Consider the following 18,702-nt stretch of genomic DNA (forward strand, 5'->3'; position numbering starts at 1 on the left):
GTCAGACCCTCTCAAGAAATTTCGCGTATTTAGATATTAAGTACGGGGAAATCAGCGAATTGGACACTTTTATAGCAAAACCGAGAACACAAGATAATGCCACAATTGGGGGCATTTGTATAAAAGTGGATTTCTGCCTACAGTTAAAGTACTCAGGAACGGAGTATGTCCTGTTTTCAATAGTCAATGAATTGCATCATTGTAGCGTTTCCTTACGATACGACGTTTGATGTAAACCAAAAATAATAACAATTACACGCTCAATGGAATTTGTGAGGCGTAGTCTTATGTCTAAAACTGACAGTCAAGTTGCTGTGGCTATCGAGCAGCAACACAGTGCTAGGGTGATGGTCGTTGACGATGACCCAGTATTTAGAAGTGTAACCAGAAAGTTCCTGGAAGCGATTGGTCACCAAGTTGTTGAGGCTGGAGATGGCCTCGAAGCCCTCAAAATGCTAGGTGAGGTTCAGCCTGATCTTGTTCTTTGCGACTTAGCTATGCCGCTTTTGACAGGCATGGAGTTCACCGAAGAGGTGAGAGTGGAGTATCCGTCACTGCCAGTGATCGTGATTTCCGCTACAGGGGATATGGGCGATGTAGCCAAAGCGCTGAGAATGGGAGTGAAAGATTTTCTAACCAAACCGCTCAGCGATTATCGCTATCTCGCTGAAGCTATAGAGGTTGTACTAGAAGAGAGCTCAAGTACTGCCGAGCAATCCGACTTTGTCAGCCGTTGGTTCCGGTTGGACGAGGATGGCAGTGATAGTGAGCAGCAGGAACAAGAGCTTCATTGGCACTTGGATTACTTACAGCAAAATCCAAATGCAGCAAGAGAGTTACTTACAGCGCTGCTTCCGGAGAAAGACTCATCGCTGGGAGCTTGGCGTAGTAGCTATCGCTTGCTGCAGTCCACGACCAGTTTGCCATTGGTGTTTGATTACAGTTGGTTGATGAGTGGGCAGCTCGCTTTCTATTTAGTCGATGCCGATTCCGCCGACCAAGGAGGCGTGGCAAGTACCTTGCTGGTTCGGACTTTGTTTGATGATTATGTACGTCGCTTACAGCATAACTCCATTGATTTGAAAGGTTTGGCACGTAATTTAGAAAAAGGCATGGCATGCGCCAGAGGAGCCAGTACTGTAGAAGCCTTGTTTGGCACCATCGATCTTGCTGAAGGCTCGGTGTCTATATTGCCAGCGGGTCTAGGTTGTCGATGGGATAACGGCCAGGCACAGTTTAACATCGCAGGAGGGCGACGATTGGGCGATAATTGCTTGAGTAATTTCATGACCAAAGATCTCGCGCTTCAAGAATCGGGTAAGTTGACGATGAGTCGAGTTGGATCCAGCAGCTTTAGTTGGGATATTGGTTTGATGGTGTAATCGCTCGTTTTAAGGGGCAACAATACCCCTACAATTACTCGGTTTTTGACGGGTTGTAATTGAGTTATAGTAAAAATGTTAACGCTTCGGGAGGCAATTGCCTCCCTTTTTCGTACACGTTTTAGCCCAGTTCAAGAGCTGAATTTTAGCCCAATCTAAGAGCAAGAGTCATGTCAGATCAAGAATTCAAAGAACCTTACAACATTTTTTACTTTCTAGGCTTTATCGCCGCATTGCTAATCCCAACACTTCCCGCTACTCTGACTTGGATCAGAGTAATGAACGGATACGCAGGTTTTTGACCATAAAAAATTTGACCACTGTAAAGCGCTTAATGTGGAACACAGTGGGTACTATTTCTGTAGTTTTGGGTGTGGTTGGAATAGCCCTTCCTCTATTACCAACGACCCCCTTTCTCCTTTTGGCTAGTGCGTGTTTTTTTCGTGGTAGTCCTGCCTTCCATCAATGGCTGCAATCGCATCCCAAATTAGGCCCTATCATCACCGATTGGGAACAAGATCGCTGCGTAACGAAAACTGTTAAGCGCCGAGGTGCAATGCTTATTGTTGCTAGCTTCTCAATATCTATCTTTGTCGTTAAACCGCTTTGGTTAAAACTTATGCTGTTGACGGTGTTTGTGGTCACTTTTGTCTTCTTTTTGCGGATTCCTGTGAAACCGCCCGTTGCTGAACACCACGAAAATCACTAACATTAGAAGGTTGTGTGCCCACTTTAAATGTGGGCGTTTTACTTAATACCTTACAGAATGAACGTATCTAGCTTGTTGTTGCCATTTTTCGGCGGTGACATGCCAAGACCCGTACTCTGAACGACAGGCACCCAAAGACCTTTCCAGAGATCAATACTATGACTATCGACAAAATTTCCCTTATTAAAGCAAGCATCAAAAGTATTCCAGATTACCCAAAACCAGGGATCCTGTTCCGTGATGTAACCAGTCTGATGGAAGATGCAGCAGCCTACAAAGCGACAATTGAGCTATTGGTAGAGAAGTACAAAGACCAAGGCTTTACTAAAATTGTTGGTACAGAAGCTCGCGGCTTTCTGTTTGGTGCGCCACTAGCACTTGAACTAGGGTTAGGTTTTGTTCCTGTTCGCAAGCCAGGTAAATTGCCTCGCGAAACTGTGGCGCAGTCATATGAGCTAGAGTACGGCATGGACACACTAGAAATTCATACAGATGCTATTGTTGAAGGTGACAAAGTGTTGATGGTAGACGATCTACTGGCAACCGGCGGCACAATCGAAGCAACAACAAAACTTATTCGCCAATTAGGTGGTGAAGTTGCACACGCTGCTTTTGTTATCAACTTACCAGAAATTGGTGGTGACAAACGTCTTGAAGCGCTGGGTATCGACGTATACAGTCTGTGTGAATTTGAAGGCCACTAATTAGGACGCCTCATGAGTTATCTCGCGTTAGCCAGAAAATGGCGACCAAAGAAGTTTTCTGAAGTAGTAGGACAGACTCATGTCCTGACTGCTCTTGAGAATGCGCTAGACCAGAACCGACTTCATCACGCTTACCTGTTTAGCGGCACGCGTGGTGTGGGTAAGACGACGATTGGTCGTTTGTTTGCCAAAGGTTTGAACTGTGAAACTGGCATTACGGCAACGCCTTGTGGTGAATGTTCGAGCTGTAAAGAGATCGATGAAGGTCGCAGCGTTGATTTATTAGAAATCGATGCCGCATCTCGCACTAAGGTAGAAGATACTCGTGAATTACTGGACAACGTTCAGTACAAGCCAGCACGCTCCCGTTTCAAGGTTTACTTAATTGACGAAGTGCATATGCTGTCTCGTCATAGCTTTAACGCGCTTTTGAAAACGCTTGAAGAGCCACCAGAGTACGTGAAGTTCCTTCTGGCGACGACGGATCCTCAGAAACTGCCGATGACCATTTTGTCACGCTGTCTGCAGTTCCATCTAAAGCCGATTACCGTTGATAACATTCACCAACAGCTAGAGCATGTGCTGAGCCATGAACAAGTTGAGCAGGAGCACAGAGCCTTGTCGCTGCTTGCTCATGCCGCTGATGGCAGTATGCGTGATGCGTTGAGTCTGACCGATCAAGCCATTGCGCTTGGTAATGGCCATGTTACTACAGAAGTGGTGAGCCAAATGCTCGGCACTTTGGACACCGCACAAGCTCTGCAACTGCTTGACTCAATTGTCACAGGCGATGCACAGCAAGTGATGGCGACGTTATCAGTTCTAGCCGACAACGGCGTTGATTGGGACATTCTGCTTTCTGAGTTAGCGACACAGCTGCATCGTATCGCTATGGCTCAAGCACTACCAACCAGTGTGGATGGAGAAGTCGCTGACGGAGACAAAGTTCGTCATCTTGCGACAGTGTTGCCTGCCACAGATGTGCAGCTTTACTACCAGATTGCCCTTAAAGGCCGCCAAGATCTGCCATTCTCACCGTCGCAGCGTGTTGCGGTGGAAATGACCTTGCTAAGAATGCTGGCCTTTAGACCCGTGACTGAATTGCAAGCGAGTGAAATAACCGCAGCGACCTTGTCTTCAAAAGAAGAATCTTCAAAAGCAGTGTCTTCAAAACACGTGCCGTCACAACCAATGCAGCCACAATCTGTGCAACCTGCTACGAATGTCAATCTGGCGCCACCTCAGACTGCACCGGTAGAAACCATGTCGACACCACCAATGTCACATACTCAAAGCGCGCCACAGTATGCGGGTTCTATTCCTCAGTATGATGAAGGGCCTGAGCCGTACATTGATACCTCGCAAATGAGTTCTTCTCAGCCGCCAAGTGCACCGCAAGGGTATCCACAGCAATCATCGCCTGTGGCTCATCCCTCGCAGAATCAGCCAGTACCACCGCAAGGGCAATCAGCAAGCGCGCCAGCACCAAGTGGTGGTTCGCAAAATACCAGTGCTCGTCCTGCTGCAGGTGGTCTACGTCATCAGCTTCGCTCTCGTAGACAGGCTGGTGGGCAGAATCCGCAAAGCTCAGGAGCGACTCCTGCAAAAAAGCCTAAAGCGTCATCTGAACCAAGCTCCGTACTAGAGCGAGTTGCAATGCGTACTCAGGGTCGTGTCCAAAGCTCGGCTCCGGTGTCAGATGTCGCAGCGCCACAAGTGCAACAACCGACTTCGAATGAGCCCTATCAGTGGCGACCTTCGAATAATGCAACTTTGCAAAAGAGTGAGCCGACGATTAAACCGTCGACGCTAAAGAAAGCACTTGAGCACGAGAAAACGCCTGAGATGGCAAAGCGTTTGACCGAAGAGGCCGCTGTCCAAGATAAGTGGGCGGAGATGATTGAGAAGCTGGAAGTAGGTAAGTTAGTTCAGCAACTCGCACTCAACTCAGTTTACGCTATCGATGGTACTTCGATTCAGCTTGGATTAAGACCCACCCACGCGCACTTGAACTCGGATAAAAACCAATCCGAACTACTTGCTGGGTTAAATGTCTTACTACAACAAGAGTGTCATTTGTCCATTGAGATCTCTGAGCAAGGCATAACGCCGCTTGAGCTTCGTGAGAATTTGTATCAGCAAAAACTCTCGGATGCAGCGCAAAGCCTACAAACGGATCCCAATGTGCAGTTCATGTTGACGCGTTTTTCCGCGCAGCTGGACGAAGAAAGCATTCGACCGTTATAAGTCGCTTGGCGACGTGATTTGTACTCAATGGGTACAGGGATTGTCGGTGAGCAGGGGTTGCATTTGATGAATGAGACCCCATGTTATTAATTGAAACATGAATAAACCGAGAGAAACCTATGTTTGGTAAAGGTGGTATGGGCAACCTGATGAAGCAAGCCCAGCAAATGCAAGACCGCATGCAAAAGCTTCAAGAAGAAATCGCGAACATGGAAGTAACTGGCGAGTCTGGTGCTGGCCTTGTTAAGGTGACTATCACTGGTAGCCACAGCACACGTCGTGTTGAAATTGACGAAAGTCTAATGGAAGACGACAAAGAGATGCTAGAAGACTTGATTGCAGCAGCATTCAACGACGCAGCTCGTCGTGTTGAGGAAACTCAAAAGGAAAAAATGGCGTCAGTAACGGGTGGTATGCAACTTCCACCTGGCATGAAAATGCCGTTCTAATTGGAAGATTAGAGACGTAATTAATGCGAACTAGCCATATGCTGGAGCATTTGATGGAGGCCTTGCGATGCTTACCTGGGGTTGGTCCCAAGTCTGCACAACGCATGGCCTTTCATTTGTTACAGCGTGACCGAAAAGGTGGCTTACAGTTGGCGGACGCACTCTCAAGTGCCATGACTGAAATCGGTCACTGCCAGCAATGTAGAACCTTTACTGAAGAAGAAGTTTGCCATATTTGCAGTAACCCAAAACGCAAAGAAAATGGTCAAATGTGTGTTGTAGAAAGCCCTGCGGATATCGCAGCAGTGGAAGCAACCGGACAGTTTTCTGGTCGTTACTTTGTTCTGATGGGGCACTTGTCGCCATTAGACGGTATTGGACCAAGCGATATTGGATTAGATGTATTGGATTACCGTTTACGACAGGGTGATATTGGAGAAGTGATTCTTGCAACTAACCCGACAGTAGAAGGTGAAGCCACTGCACACTACATTGCAGAGCTTTGTCATGAACACCAAGTGTCAGCTAGCCGCATCGCTCATGGCGTTCCGGTAGGTGGTGAGCTTGAACTTGTTGATGGCACAACCCTGTCGCACTCTCTTATGGGACGACAAAAGATCTAAGCAATTCAAAAGATCTAAGCAATTGTGCAAACGACTCTATATAAAAAGGCGCGAATTATCGCGCCTTTTCTGTATCGGTTATCTAGGTAACCTTAATCTGTTGTTGATTCTGTATGCCGGTCTATTCACTGTTATTACTGATAAGTGAGCGATAGATCCAGGCACCTATGATGGCCCCTATGATAGGCGCGACCCAAAATAGCCAAAGCTGGGCAACTGCCCAATCCCCAACATACAGCGCAACACCGGTACTTCTTGCTGGGTTAACAGAGGTATTGGTGACCGGAATACTAATGAGGTGGATAAGGGTTAAACAAAGACCAATGGCAATCGGAGCGAAACCTTGTGGTGCTCTACTGTCGGTCGCCCCCATAATGACCAGCAGGAACATGGCTGTCATCACTACTTCGGTGACCAGTGCTGAGGTGAGAGAGTATTGTCCTGGAGAGTGTGCGCCATAGCCATTGGAAGCAAAACCTGAGCTTACCGCATCAAAGCCGGCTTGCCCGGAAGCGATAACATAAAGCACGCCGCCAGCCAAAACGCCACCAATAACTTGAGCCACGATGTACGGCACTAGCTCTTTCGTTTCGAAACGCCCGCCAGCCCATAAACCAATACTCACTGCGGGATTTAGGTGGCAACCAGAAATGTGTCCGATGGCAAAGGCCATGGTTAAGACGGTTAAACCGAAGGCGAAGGATACGCCGAGTAAGCCAATACCAACATCGGGGAAGGCTGCCGCTAATACTGCACTGCCACAGCCGCCAAGTACTAACCAAAATGTGCCAAACAACTCTGCCAAATACTTGTTCATTTCAGATACCTTGTGCATGGGAGGTTTATCTGACAATAGTCTATTTGGTGAAAATCGCGAATCTCGGATGGAAATTAGCTTTAAAACAACGGATAAAAACGGTTATGTGAGCCTTTCGAGCTCAAAGATATTGTCCATAGCGGCACGATCACTGTCACCACAGACGTCTGGACAAGCTTTGAAACTCAGACAAACTTTAGGGCGCTCGGGTTTTCCAAACAGTTTGCAAAGGTTGTTGTCATCAAGTTGAACGCAGCGCTCGCCGCTTGGCTTGCCTTTTGGCATGCCTGGAATAGCAGAAGAAATACTTGGGGCGATACAACACGCACCGCAGCCTAATCGACAATCCATCTTAACACCCTCGATAATGAAGGCGGCGAGTTTACCAGATGCGCTAGAATTGTACATATGTGAATCATCCATCAATGCTTGCAGTTTTTAGCCTCTAGAGGTATAAAACGCCTCCAATGATGAAAAGGGTAACACGAATGAGCAATGCGTTTTGGGAAACCACGCCACTTGAAGAAATGAGCGAATCACAATGGGAATCTCTATGTGACGGTTGCGGTAAATGTTGCCTGCATAAACTCATGGATGAAGATAGCGATGAAGTCTACTACACCAACGTAGCTTGCAGTTGGCTCAACAGCAAAACGTGCTCGTGCAAAGACTACCCGAATCGTTTTGAATCAGGCGAAGAGTGCTTGAAGCTAACACGCGATAAAATTAGCGAGTTCAATTGGTTACCAGAAACTTGCTCTTACCGTTTGCTTTCAGAAGGTAAATCGATCCCAGAGTGGCATCCTCTAATTACTGGCTCCAAGTCAGCGATGCACGCAGCAGGCGAAAGTGTTCGCAACAAAGTCGTGTATGAAATTGATGTTGTTGATTGGGAAGACCACATCCTCAATCACCCTTCACGCTAATTACAGGCGGTAAGGCTTCATCCAATAAAAAAGCAGGCTGAGACAGCCTGCTTTTTTGGTTTTTAGTTATCCGCAATTTAAGCGCCAGCACACACTTCGGTAAAGCGTGAGCGAGCGTCTTGTGCCGCTAGCGATGATTGCTCTTTGTGTTCTTGTGCTTCAGTGAGAGCACTTAGTGCTTCTTCAAGCAGCTGTTGAAGCTCTTCAGGGATCGCCTTGCTTTCGTCCCCAGAATGTTCAAGAGCGTAGGCGCGGATGCGTTTTTTCACTTTAAACAGCGTCTGCATTGCCGCGCGCTCTTCATCGGCAGCGACTTGTGCAACGTCTCGGCACTTCTCAAAGTTCGCAAGCGCAACGCCTTCATGAGACCAAGGATCAAACTCAGGTAGGTCTTCAATATTGATGGTTGGTTCGACGTAATCTTCTTGGTGACGAATATCCAGCGTCGTTGCTTTCACAGCGGAAATCATCAGCATTACAGCAATACCAAGTAGTGGCAGACCACCAACAATGGCAGCAGTTTGTAGTGTACTTAGTCCACCTAGGAACATCAGTACCGCAGGCATAAAGCTTAGCGTGAATGCCCAGAATAGACGGTTCCAACGCATAGGTTCTTGAGTCACATCTTTTTGCACCACAGACGCCAGAATATAAGAGATGGAGTCGAACGTGGTTGCGGTAAAGATAATGCAAAGTAGCGTGAACAGCAGAATGATGAACCAAGAGAATGGCAGCTCTGAAAGCATCGAGAAGATCGCTTTGGTCGCGCCGTGTTCATTCAAAATACTGACAATGTCGAGTTGCCCAGAAAGCTGTAGCGATAAGCCGTAGTTGCCCAGGATAATAAAGAACAAGAAGCAGCCACATGAACCAAAGAATAGTGAACCTGCGACCATTTGCTTGATAGTGCGTCCTCTTGAAATTCTGGCTACAAACAGTCCCATACTTGGTGCAAATACTAACCACCAAGCCCAATAGAAAATAGTCCAGTCTTGTGGGAAATGGGTGTCATCGAAGCTGCCGTAGCCACCGAAGGGCTCTGCCCATGTTGCCATTACAAAGAAGTTTGACATCATGCGGCCGATTGAGTCTAGGCCAGTCTCTAGAATGAAAATGGTTGGACCCAGCAGCAAAACGATAGCGAGCAGTAGCATCGCACCCCAGAAGTTGATGTTGCTGAGGATCTTGATGCCTTTTTCCATACCTGCGAAAGAAGAGTAAGCAAAAATCGCAGTACAGATAGCTAACACACCAATTTGGGTATAAGTCGTTTGTGGTAAGCCAAACAGAACACTCAGACCTTCACTGATAAGCGGTGCCGCCAGACCTAAAGTTGTTGCTGCTCCGCCAAGAAGACCAAAAATAAACAGAACATCAATAAGCTTACCCAGTGCGCCATTGGTATGCTTTTCGCCAATGACTGGAATCAATGCGCTCGATACCTTAAGGGCAGGTTGCTTACGAACATAGAAGAAGTAAGCAATAGGCAGTGCTGGGATCAGGTAAATTGCCCAAGCAATCGGTCCCCAGTGGAAGATGCCGTAGGTTGCTGCCCAGCGGATAGCTTCTTCACTGCCTGGCTCTAGTTGAAATGGTGGTGATTGGTAGTAATACGCCCATTCAATACAGCCCCAATAAAGAATACTGGCACCGATACCGCCACAAAACAGCATGGCAGCCCAAGATGAGGTCTTAAACTCCGGCGCTTCGTCAGGGTCACCTAGTTTGATTTGGCCAATATCGCTAAAAATGATGAATATCATGAAGAAGAGGGCAGCGAGGCCAAGTGCTAGATAAAGGAAACCGAACTTGTCGGTCATAATCAGTTTTGCTTGCGCAATGATATCAGCGCCTTGCTCTGGGAACAGGATCAGCGGAATGATAACAGCGAGTAAAAGTGCGATAGCGCCAAAAAAGGTTGGCTTATCGATGAGTTTAAAATAACGTTCCATGCGATGTTTTCTAAGTCAAATAACATCATTATCATTTGAATAACATCACACGCTCAAATCTGGTTATCTATCGTGACAACAAAAGAGCGTTGTTTTATACCAAGGCGAGTATTAACGCCCCAACGGTGATGGCTGCAGATGCATACTGACCCGCCGAGTAGGACGAATCTTTTTGCTCTTCGAGATCGTCAGGGTGATCCATGCCTAGTGCACCATGTGCAAAAGAGGTTACCGTCTTACCCATGCCATCGTCTTCATCTTTATCCGTTGCTTTATCGGTATTGTTAGGCTTTGGTGTTGCTGACTCTTCTTGTTCAAATAGCGCTTTTGCTTGCGGTGAGATAGAGACACTGTCGCCACCACGTTCACCTTGCGGTGTCGGCAAAGTATTGCCACTAGATTCTGCCTGTTTGATGGTGTTTGCTGCGGCACTGCCAAGTTGATTGGTTGGCGCAGACATGCCGGAATTGACGCTCTGCATAGCTATCTCCATTTGTGCTATCAATTACTATGTCGTCATTTATGGCAAAATCTTTATAAAAATTTCTCTAGGTGAGACATAGAACCTGTTTATCATTGATAGCTAAGCAATAAGTACGCCAAAAAGCGGACTTATTGCTTCAAACGCGCTAGTCACAGGTGAGCGTGTCACTACGTTTATGTAGGTGCTTATAGGCTTGCATTTGGTTCTCTTTTTGCACATATCGAACCGGTGGCGCGAGAACCGAGAGTTGAAAATCTCTTGAGTCACTGGTTATATCTGTGACCGGAGTAATGACGGCGATGTTAAGGTTAGGTGCTAGAGCTTGTATTTGCGCTGCTGTTCCGAGAGCGTTTTCGGTGTGAAACTTACCAGCAATGTGCATGACTTGCGTACCTGGGTGCTGGTTGATGTAGTCAACGATGCTCTCTGCCATGGTAGCGTCCCACGTCAACTGAGCGGCATATTGGCGCTCAGTTTGCTCACTATCGCCATGGTGCATTGAGGCCATGAACTTGTCTTTGTAGGCTGAAGAGGAGGTATCAATGCGCTTTGCAACTAAAGTTCGCTCATTACTGTCCAACTTTTCTAAGTAGTTAAGTCCTTCACGCCCTATACAGCGAACAAAGCTCTTAGGTGCATTACTGGCAATGATATCGAGTTGGTTTTGCTTAGCAAGTTCCACAAGCGGTCGATAATCGCTTTCATAGTTTGGCCACGCGTTTCCTTCGCGTATCAGCATTTGTTCGCCAATTTCTGATTTCAAATATTGATCGACAATAGGCTGCTTATCTCGAGTGAACTGTTCCATCGAAAGCGCAAGCTTGGCGTTGTTGTTTACAAGCTGTTTTAGAAGATTGGTCTGAAAGCGATGCACGCCACTGTGCGTATGCCACTCTCCAATGAGGATAACATCGGCACTTTTTAGGTCGACCGGTAATGATGAAAGCGAAACCGCTAAGCCTTGTGGAGAATACAGCTGATAATCGTAGAAGGAATTAACGGATTGAGCTGGCTTGGACAGGTCATTTGAAGGTGCGCTGCTACAACCGGCGAGCAGAGCGAGTGACAGGGCGATAGGGTAAGCTTTCATAGGGACTCTCTTTAATAAAAAATAGCCTTCAATGGAAGGCTATCTTGAAAGTACTATGGTAAACGAGAACCGCGCGTGACTCAACGCAATTGAAAATTAATATCATTACCAATTGGAGTTTTGGTTTTAACTCTTGCGATATACTCTTACCATAAAATCGGCACGACAGTCGAAGTGCTCGGTCTGTTGCAGCTTCTCTCTTAGCTCTTGGCTAGCTTTCCAAGCAAATGGTGTCATTTGCAAAAGGTCATACGCTTGCTGGCCGTTAAGGTTCATTGTGTAGTCGAGCTTAGCCTCAGAAACTAGGTCGAAACCTTCAATCACTTCAGCAGCTTCATCGTGAAGTCTCACATCTTGATAGATAAGTTCGCGAAGCTCATATAAGTGATGACTGCCTGGCGTGACCGTAATCATCAGTCCGTTAGCTTCGATACAGCGGCTCAGCTCGTCATGTTTGCACGGCGCATAAATACGAATCACCGCGGCAAGACTCTCTTCAGAAAAAGGTAGCTTATGACTAGAGGCAACGCAAAAATTAACCTTGTCGTAGCGCTTAGAACCGTAGCGAACCGCGACTTTGGAAATATCGAGGCCATAGACGGCAAAGTCGGGATTATCGCCTGTCAGCTCGTCGGCAAAGTAGCTGGTGTAGTACCCTTCGCCACAACCGATATCAAGGATATTGCCTTTAGTTACGGTTAAAGATGAACCCAATATGTCGGCGACTTTATCTCTCATGGGAGCGTAGAAGTCGTGTGCTAGGAATGTGCGCCTTGCCTGCATCATCTCTTTGTTGTCACCTGGATCTTTTGAGCGCTTGTGTTGCACAGGCATAAGATTGACATAACCTTCTTTGGCTTTGTCGAACTGGTGATTATTGCTACAGCGATAACTGCGCTCGTCTAGAGCGAGTGGCTGCTGACACAGAGGGCATTGATAAGACATAGGTTAGACTCGACGAAAATTTTCGTAAGTCTAACCATATCAAGGAAGGGAAGCAATTCAGTCGGCTGAATTCCTTCAGGTTGGCAGATTACTTGATGAAAATCTGTGTCGCTAATTGGTGGCTTTCACCGGGTGCAAGCTCTTTGCCAGCTTCCAGTGAGTCAGCATGAAGTGTTGACTCAATACAGAACATGCTGAGGTAGCCGTCATTGTTCATGTCACCCATAGATTCCGCACCTTGTTTCCAAGGGTTCCAAAGTACTGCTGAGTTGTCGCCGCTATTGCATACTGCCAGCTTGCGATCGAATGCATTGTCATGCAGTACGATTTCATCAGATGGAGCTGTGTAAACGCGGTCGATGGTATCGGAAAGGGTAAGCACCTCTTGGCCTTCACACATTTTGCCATCAAGTAAGCCATCAATGTAGCTAGAGCCCATGCCAGTCACTTCCATCTTCTCGATGTCACCTAGATTGAGGTAGGTGTGCAGAGCGCCAGAGAAACGCCACGAAGTGGTGTCAGTGTTGGTGATGTTTAGCGATACATTTAATGAATCGCTCACTTCCACGTTTAAGACCAATTGGAATTTATGTGGCCAGATATCACGGGTAGCGTCAGTGTCGGTCAGGCCAAGGCTAACAATTACACCTTGTTCATTTTCGCGGTGCTCAATGAGCTCCCAAGTACTGTTGCGCGCAAAACCGTGAGCCGGTGCTGCTACTCGGCCAAACCAAGGCCAACAAATTGGAATACCACCGCGCAGTGCCGCTTTGTTGTCAAAGATGGCGTCTTTGCTCATCCAAATCAGATCTTCTTGGCCTGCTGGCTTAAATGAAATGACATGGCCACCGTGTAGAGAGATGGCAGCTGAAGCTTTAGGGTGAAGAACGCGAACCACTTTATTGTCACCAATTTGAGCGATAGTGACATAGTCAGAGAGAGCGGTCAGGGTAGGTAAAACAGACAAATCCATAGTGTAACTTCCTAGGTTAAGTCTCTGGTTCCTAGGGCGAGGGGATAGCTCCCAGGTGTCGATTGGACCCAGAAACAGATACTAAAAAGGCGACCCTATGAGTCGCCTTTATTACAAATATTCAGCTAAAAGCTTACATTACTTAGAGATGTGAGCTACTAGGTCTAGAACTTTGTTTGAGTAACCGATTTCGTTGTCGTACCAAGATACAACTTTAACGAATTTGTCAGTTAGAGCAACACCAGCTTTAGCATCGAATACTGAAGTTTGAACTTCACCGATGAAATCTTGTGATACTACTTGGTCTTCAGTGTAACCTAGAACGCCTTTAAGCTCGCCTTCAGATGCTTCTTTCATAGCAGCACAGATTGCTTCGTAAGATGCAGCAGTCTTAAGGTTAACAGTTAGGTCAACTACAGATACGTTAGCAGTTGGTACACGGAAAGCCATACCAGTTAGAAGGCCGTTTAGTTCAGGAAGAACAACGCCTACTGCTTTAGCAGCACCAGTTGAAGATGGGATGATGTTTTGAGAAGCACCACGACCACCGCGCCAGTCTTTAGCAGAAGGGCCATCTACAGTTTTTTGAGTTGCTGTAGTAGCGTGAACTGTTGTCATAAGACCAGATTCGATACCGAACTTGTCGTTAAGAACTTTAGCTACAGGAGCTAGACAGTTAGTAGTACAAGAAGCGTTAGAAACGATGTCTTGACCCGCGTAAGTTGAATCGTTCACACCCATAACGAACATTGGAGTTGCGTCTTTAGAAGGGCCAGTTAGAACAACTTTCTTAGCACCAGCAGTGATGTGCTTACGTGCAGTCTCGTCTGTTAGGAAAAGACCTGTTGCTTCAGCAACTACGTCAACACCGATTGCGTCCCATTTTAGGTCTTCTGGGTTGCGCTCTGCAGTTACACGTACAGTTTTGCCGTTAACGATTAGGTTACCGCCTTCAACTTCAACAGTACCGTTGAAACGGCCGTGAGTTGAATCGTACTTAAGCATGTATGCCATGTACTCAACGTCGATTAGATCGTTAATACCTACTACTTCGATGTCGTTGCGCTCTTGCGCTGCACGAAATACGAAACGACCGATACGGCCAAAACCGTTAATACCTACTTTGATAGTCATTATAGTTGCTCCACAACTTAATTTCTGTTTAAAGATAACTGGTAGTAAAATTACAGAATCCAGTCACTAACTTCAATAGATAATCGGAATTAATTTGTCTAAAGTCAAAAAAAAGTGTCGCTTTTCTTAACATTCGGTATTAAATGACGTTTTTTTGAACTTAGCTCGTGACTCTGTAATGATTTGCTTGATGTATTTAACCTTGGGGACAAGGTGAGTTAACATGTTAGACACACTTTGGTGGGTAATTGACAACAATGTGCTACAACCAAGTTTATTACACGTAATAAGTGTGCGCTGATTAAAATGTAGACAATAAAAAAGAGGGTGTAAAGGAGATGACTGGGGAAAACAAAAATAGAGCCAAGCCAGACCAACACTGGCGTGAGACGCTAACCGATGAGCAGTATCGTGTTTGTCGCCAACAAGGTACCGAGGCTCCATTTACCGGGACACTGCTTCATAATAAGGACACAGGGCTATACCACTGTACCTGTTGTCAGGCCGAACTGTTTCGGTCAGAAAACAAGTATGACTCAGGGTGTGGGTGGCCAAGCTTTGATGAGCCTGTCAGTGAGTCCGCGATTCGTTATATAGACGATCACAGTCACGGTATGACACGTGTTGAAATACGCTGCAGTGCTTGCGACAGTCATTTAGGCCATGTATTTGAAGACGGGCCTCAAACTACAGGGCAGCGCTTTTGCGTCAACTCTGTGTCGTTAATTTTCAACAAAACTGATCAAGACTCCGTAAATTAGTCACTAGCTGTACCATTCTTTCATATCTGTCTTATCTGTCTTATCTGTCTTATCTGTCTTATCTGTTCGCGTCGTTGGGTGTTTACCACACCCAACGATTCCTGAAGCCATTCTTGCTCTATTTTTGCTCTATGATGACATTGTAAAAGCGTGAGCTTCTAGAATGCGCCCAACATTACATTCATAAGCTCTTTGCATTAAGCAAGAGCAGCAAACACAAGAACACCAGTATGAAAAACACACCGTTTATCGTTGCCCTTGTTGCAGCGTTATTTATGAGCCCTTCTTTTGCAAACACGACCGCTGGTGGCGAAGAGCAGTGGCAAATTGTAGAAGAGGATCAAGCAGCAGCGCCATCTTCCGCATCAACATCAAAGCAGCCTGCAACGAAACAGACTGCATCTACGCAAAAATCTAAGTCAAGTTCTGGCTCGTCATCTCGCCGTGGTGGTAATTCAGGATTCAAACTTGGTATGGGTCTAGATCAAGGGCTAAGCATTGTTGGTCAGATCAACAATACGATTAACTTTGCGGTTGGTAACGATGGCATTGCTGCAGATTACATCTTTAATCGTGGCAGCTTTGGTGGCGATGTGCCTTTTAATTGGTATGCAGGTGTTGGTGGTCAAATCAAACGCTCTGACAAATTTGGTCCACGCATTGCGCTTGGCGTTGAACTTCCGTTCGCAAGAAACTGGGATGGCTACGCACAGTTAACCCCGAGCCTGATGTTTGACAATAGTGACCTTAAGTTAGGCATTGGCGCAGGCATTGGCGTTCGCTACAGCTTCTAAATGCCCGATCAGATAAAAACAAAGGGAGCTCAACTGAGCTCCCTTTGTTTGTTTAACGGCTAGGGTTTATTGATTTAGCTCTAACTGGTAGAAGCTTGCTTTAACATAGTCACCTGCATCCATTCCGCGCCACTCACAAGAGGCGCTGCTTTTCTTCGTATTACACTGGTTGTATGCGCCCGCTTTGAAATACATCCACGTATTTCCGTAACCTTGGTCAACGTCGTGGCCTTGGTAGTTACCCGCTTTTAGATCAACATCGAAAGTTTTGACGATTTCGTTATCCGTGCCCGGGTTCTTGGTAAACGTAAGGTGCATCATATCGCCTTCAACGTTCACACTGTATGAGAAGATTTCACCAAGTTTGATACCCTCTTTTGGATCGACAGATCCTTGTCGCAAGTTGTATTCACCGAATACGTTGTGGCGAATGTCTTTTCTCAGCTTTTTGCCGTTCTCATCTTTCGCGTTTTGAAGATCTTTGGTTGGGTTCAACTCGTAGTTCCATACCAATGAACCGTGTTCATGTTCAGGGAGCTTACGATAGACAATTTTAAGAGGCTCATTTTTAGCCGCATGGATCTGGCCAATCACAACACCAAATGCACCGTTATGACTGTATTTACCGCTTTCACTTACTTGATCAACAGACAGTGTCGCCTTTAACTCACCGCCAATCGCACCATATTCAGAGGCATTTGGATGTGAGGCGATAACAAAGTTATTGCTTGGCTCTCCGTAATCAGTTGCAAGCATAGCGCGCAACTCACTTCGTGTATTTTTACTGTTGGGTGTGGTTGGTGCATCGTTCGGTGCCACAAAAACAACCGCGCCAGACTCTTTGTCCGTATAGAACCACTCCGGATGTACATAAGGTGTCTTAGTATCACCAAGTTGCTCTTTTGCTATCTCAAGTGTCTTACCTTTGCGTGGTCCTTCGGTAGTGAGTACTGGTAAATTAATTTTCCAGTTAGTCATATCGAAGTTTTGTGACGGTGCTTTGTTAGGGTCAAGGTTGTATTGGGCTGCAAGTGGAGACTCAGTAGCCGCAATAGCAGAACCCGCAATAATACTGGTGGCAAGTAGAGTGAGGGGCAATGATTTCATTATCGTTCCTTTGGTAAGCAATCATTAATGGGTATGCTTAGGATGTTACTATATTATTGTATTACAAAAGTGTGATTGGGACGAAATATTGAGTACTTTGGTATTTGCTAGGTGAGATAAAGCCGCAAACTGTGATTTGGTAGGAAGTTTTGTGTTTAATCGGAGGGACATTGGTTGAGCGCTAAAGTGGGCTCGGTTAGCCACCTTTATATTGCTTCAGCTTGCTAGTACACCGTCATTCCGCACTTGATGCGGAATCTACCCAAAGCGTGCTCTAAAGTTTATAGAGGCGCTGTCACTGTTAAGTAGCAGTGAGAATCTTGGATTACGGTGTTCACACGTTGCCAGACAGTTTTCTAGCAAACTTTTGGACATTAGTAGCACATTTGCCGAATTTGTCGTCATTCCGCACTCGATGCGGAATCTACTGAACGCGCACACCTAGAGTTAAAAATTGGTTATCGGTGATTTTTATTCCCTAACAGGTGTAACTCATATTTGGACATAAATGAGTTTCGGCAATTAGACTTTTAGTATCTAATGGATGGACTGAAATAAAGAAAAACCGCCTAACACTGCGCTCAAAATTCATGTTGAAGGTCAAATTACCCGTTACTCAAGGATGAGAAATGAAGAAACTAAATCTATTTGATACGCTCAATGCTGCCTCACTACTGCTCGTCTCTCCGGAATGGCCTAAAGTGAAAGCAGCTCAAAAGCGAGCGCAATCGTTTGAAAACCCTGTTGTCAATATACAACTGGAAATACGAAATATTGCTGGGCGAAAAATTCGCTTGGCAGAAGCAGGTCCCGTTGACGCACCAACAGTTGTTCTACTTAGCCCATTTCCGGCTAGTATCCTCAATTTTTCCGGTTCTTGGGAATCGCTCACTGCCAATTTCAGAGTAATCGCAATAGATTTACCCGGTTTTGGTGGCTCTGAAGGTGATCGTCATGATATGACGCCAACCGCACAAGGAAATCATCTCGCTGCAATCTTTGACGCTCTTGAACTGAACGACATTCACCTTGTCGCTCCTGATGTAGGAATGGCCTCTGCCCTTAGTTATGTGCTCGACCACGAACACAGATTAACCAGTATGGTGATAGGCCACAGTATAGGTAATCCCAACCCCGTAGAGCTTGGTTTTATGATCGATATGCTGGCCAAGTTTGGTTTCATGCGAGCCACTACCTCCCTACTAGGTGCAGGTCCACTGATTGCGTATTCTGCCAAGATTGGGGCTGTGCGGCATCAAGCCAACGCCGTTGAAATCGATGATTATAAGAGATCCTATGCGGGTAGGGCGCCTGAAGTAATACATTGGTTTAAAGATTTTCATGCAAAGTCAGAAGCAATTGCGGCACGCCTAAGTGAAATTCAGCTCCCAACATTAGTATTTTGGGGGGAATTAGATGTGCTATTTGATGTCAGTAATGCTGAACGTATCCATGCAGCACTACCGAAAAGTAAACTACATATTCTTCCTGAAGCAGGTCACTTTTCATGGGCAGATCAACCGAAAATGTTCGCCTCAATGATTGATAGTTGGGTCGTTAGTGAGCACAAACAGATTGATGTTTCTGCTTGAATTTCCCAATTAA

General features: G+C 46.1%; 19 protein-coding genes. 10 read left to right on the top strand and 9 right to left on the bottom strand.

Going from position 1 to position 18,702, the window contains the following annotated elements; translation table 11 throughout:
- Positions 1-287: 287 nt before the first annotated feature.
- From PG915_RS05995 to recR, 6 genes are all read left to right on the top strand, one after another.
- Entirely contained in the window at positions 288-1,382 is a 1,095-nt protein-coding gene (locus PG915_RS05995) for a response regulator (protein WP_353498296.1), read from the top strand.
- A gap of 334 nt (positions 1,383-1,716) precedes the next feature.
- Entirely contained in the window at positions 1,717-2,091 is a 375-nt protein-coding gene (locus tag PG915_RS06000) for a YbaN family protein (RefSeq protein WP_353498297.1), read from the top strand.
- Positions 2,092-2,249: 158 nt separating this feature from the next.
- On the top strand, positions 2,250-2,795 hold the full coding sequence (gene apt / locus PG915_RS06005; RefSeq protein ID WP_042499230.1) for an adenine phosphoribosyltransferase: 546 nt from the start codon (positions 2,250-2,252) through the stop codon (positions 2,793-2,795).
- 12 nt (positions 2,796-2,807) lie between these two features.
- Positions 2,808-5,042, top strand: coding sequence for a DNA polymerase III subunit gamma/tau (gene dnaX, locus PG915_RS06010; protein WP_353498298.1), 2,235 nt, complete (start codon positions 2,808-2,810; stop codon positions 5,040-5,042).
- A 119-nt stretch (positions 5,043-5,161) separates the two neighbouring features.
- Positions 5,162-5,491 carry a YbaB/EbfC family nucleoid-associated protein gene (locus tag PG915_RS06015; RefSeq protein ID WP_042474318.1) on the top strand — a complete coding sequence of 110 codons (330 nt, stop codon included), beginning with the start codon at positions 5,162-5,164 and terminating at the stop codon, positions 5,489-5,491.
- 23 nt (positions 5,492-5,514) lie between these two features.
- The gene (gene recR, locus PG915_RS06020) at positions 5,515-6,114 is read left to right on the top strand and encodes a recombination mediator RecR (protein WP_353498299.1); all 600 of its coding nucleotides are present in this window, start codon (positions 5,515-5,517) and stop codon (positions 6,112-6,114) included.
- A gap of 121 nt (positions 6,115-6,235) precedes the next feature.
- Here recR and aqpZ read toward each other — a convergent pair whose 3' ends face one another.
- Positions 6,236-6,949 (bottom strand): aquaporin Z, encoded by a 714-nt coding sequence (aqpZ, locus tag PG915_RS06025; protein ID WP_353498300.1) that lies wholly within the window; start codon positions 6,947-6,949, stop codon positions 6,236-6,238.
- 84 nt (positions 6,950-7,033) lie between these two features.
- On the bottom strand, positions 7,034-7,282 hold the full coding sequence (locus tag PG915_RS06030) for a YkgJ family cysteine cluster protein (RefSeq protein WP_353498670.1): 249 nt from the start codon (positions 7,280-7,282) through the stop codon (positions 7,034-7,036).
- Positions 7,283-7,419: 137 nt separating this feature from the next.
- Here PG915_RS06030 and PG915_RS06035 point away from each other — a divergent pair, with 137 nt between their 5' ends.
- A complete protein-coding gene (locus PG915_RS06035; protein WP_353498301.1) occupies positions 7,420-7,857 on the top strand; it encodes a YcgN family cysteine cluster protein in 438 nt (145 codons plus the stop codon).
- Positions 7,858-7,934: 77 nt separating this feature from the next.
- Here the strand turns inward: PG915_RS06035 and PG915_RS06040 are convergent, their stop codons facing one another.
- The 6 genes from PG915_RS06040 to gap form a co-directional block, all read right to left on the bottom strand.
- Positions 7,935-9,809, bottom strand: coding sequence for a BCCT family transporter (locus tag PG915_RS06040; RefSeq protein WP_353498302.1), 1,875 nt, complete (start codon positions 9,807-9,809; stop codon positions 7,935-7,937).
- 94 nt (positions 9,810-9,903) lie between these two features.
- On the bottom strand, positions 9,904-10,290 hold the full coding sequence (locus PG915_RS06045; protein ID WP_353498303.1) for a hypothetical protein: 387 nt from the start codon (positions 10,288-10,290) through the stop codon (positions 9,904-9,906).
- Positions 10,291-10,438: 148 nt separating this feature from the next.
- On the bottom strand, positions 10,439-11,383 hold the full coding sequence (locus PG915_RS06050) for a ChaN family lipoprotein (RefSeq protein WP_353498304.1): 945 nt from the start codon (positions 11,381-11,383) through the stop codon (positions 10,439-10,441).
- A 126-nt stretch (positions 11,384-11,509) separates the two neighbouring features.
- Positions 11,510-12,328 carry a 23S rRNA (guanine(745)-N(1))-methyltransferase gene (gene rlmA / locus PG915_RS06055; protein WP_353498305.1) on the bottom strand — a complete coding sequence of 273 codons (819 nt, stop codon included), beginning with the start codon at positions 12,326-12,328 and terminating at the stop codon, positions 11,510-11,512.
- Positions 12,329-12,416: 88 nt separating this feature from the next.
- Positions 12,417-13,301 (bottom strand): D-hexose-6-phosphate mutarotase, encoded by an 885-nt coding sequence (locus PG915_RS06060; protein WP_353498306.1) that lies wholly within the window; start codon positions 13,299-13,301, stop codon positions 12,417-12,419.
- Positions 13,302-13,439: 138 nt separating this feature from the next.
- Positions 13,440-14,435 carry a type I glyceraldehyde-3-phosphate dehydrogenase gene (gene gap / locus PG915_RS06065; RefSeq protein WP_265673358.1) on the bottom strand — a complete coding sequence of 332 codons (996 nt, stop codon included), beginning with the start codon at positions 14,433-14,435 and terminating at the stop codon, positions 13,440-13,442.
- Between the two features lie 338 nt (positions 14,436-14,773).
- On the opposite strand from gap, the gene msrB reads away from it, so the two are divergent.
- Together msrB and PG915_RS06075 are read left to right on the top strand one after the other, a co-directional pair.
- Positions 14,774-15,196: a peptide-methionine (R)-S-oxide reductase MsrB gene (gene msrB / locus PG915_RS06070; RefSeq protein ID WP_353498307.1), complete on the top strand. Its 423-nt coding sequence runs from the start codon at positions 14,774-14,776 to the stop codon at positions 15,194-15,196.
- Between the two features lie 230 nt (positions 15,197-15,426).
- Entirely contained in the window at positions 15,427-15,990 is a 564-nt protein-coding gene (locus PG915_RS06075) for a hypothetical protein (protein ID WP_353498308.1), read from the top strand.
- 66 nt (positions 15,991-16,056) lie between these two features.
- On the opposite strand, the gene PG915_RS06080 is transcribed toward PG915_RS06075, so the two are convergent.
- Positions 16,057-17,097 carry a polysaccharide lyase family 7 protein gene (locus tag PG915_RS06080; protein WP_353498309.1) on the bottom strand — a complete coding sequence of 347 codons (1,041 nt, stop codon included), beginning with the start codon at positions 17,095-17,097 and terminating at the stop codon, positions 16,057-16,059.
- 629 nt (positions 17,098-17,726) lie between these two features.
- Between PG915_RS06080 and PG915_RS06085 the strand changes: the two genes are divergently transcribed.
- Positions 17,727-18,689 carry an alpha/beta fold hydrolase gene (locus tag PG915_RS06085; protein WP_353498310.1) on the top strand — a complete coding sequence of 321 codons (963 nt, stop codon included), beginning with the start codon at positions 17,727-17,729 and terminating at the stop codon, positions 18,687-18,689.
- The last annotated feature ends 13 nt before the right edge of the window (positions 18,690-18,702 follow it).

This window comes from Vibrio sp. CB1-14 (genome assembly GCF_040412085.2).
Classification (GTDB): Bacteria; Pseudomonadota; Gammaproteobacteria; order Enterobacterales; family Vibrionaceae; genus Vibrio; species Vibrio chaetopteri.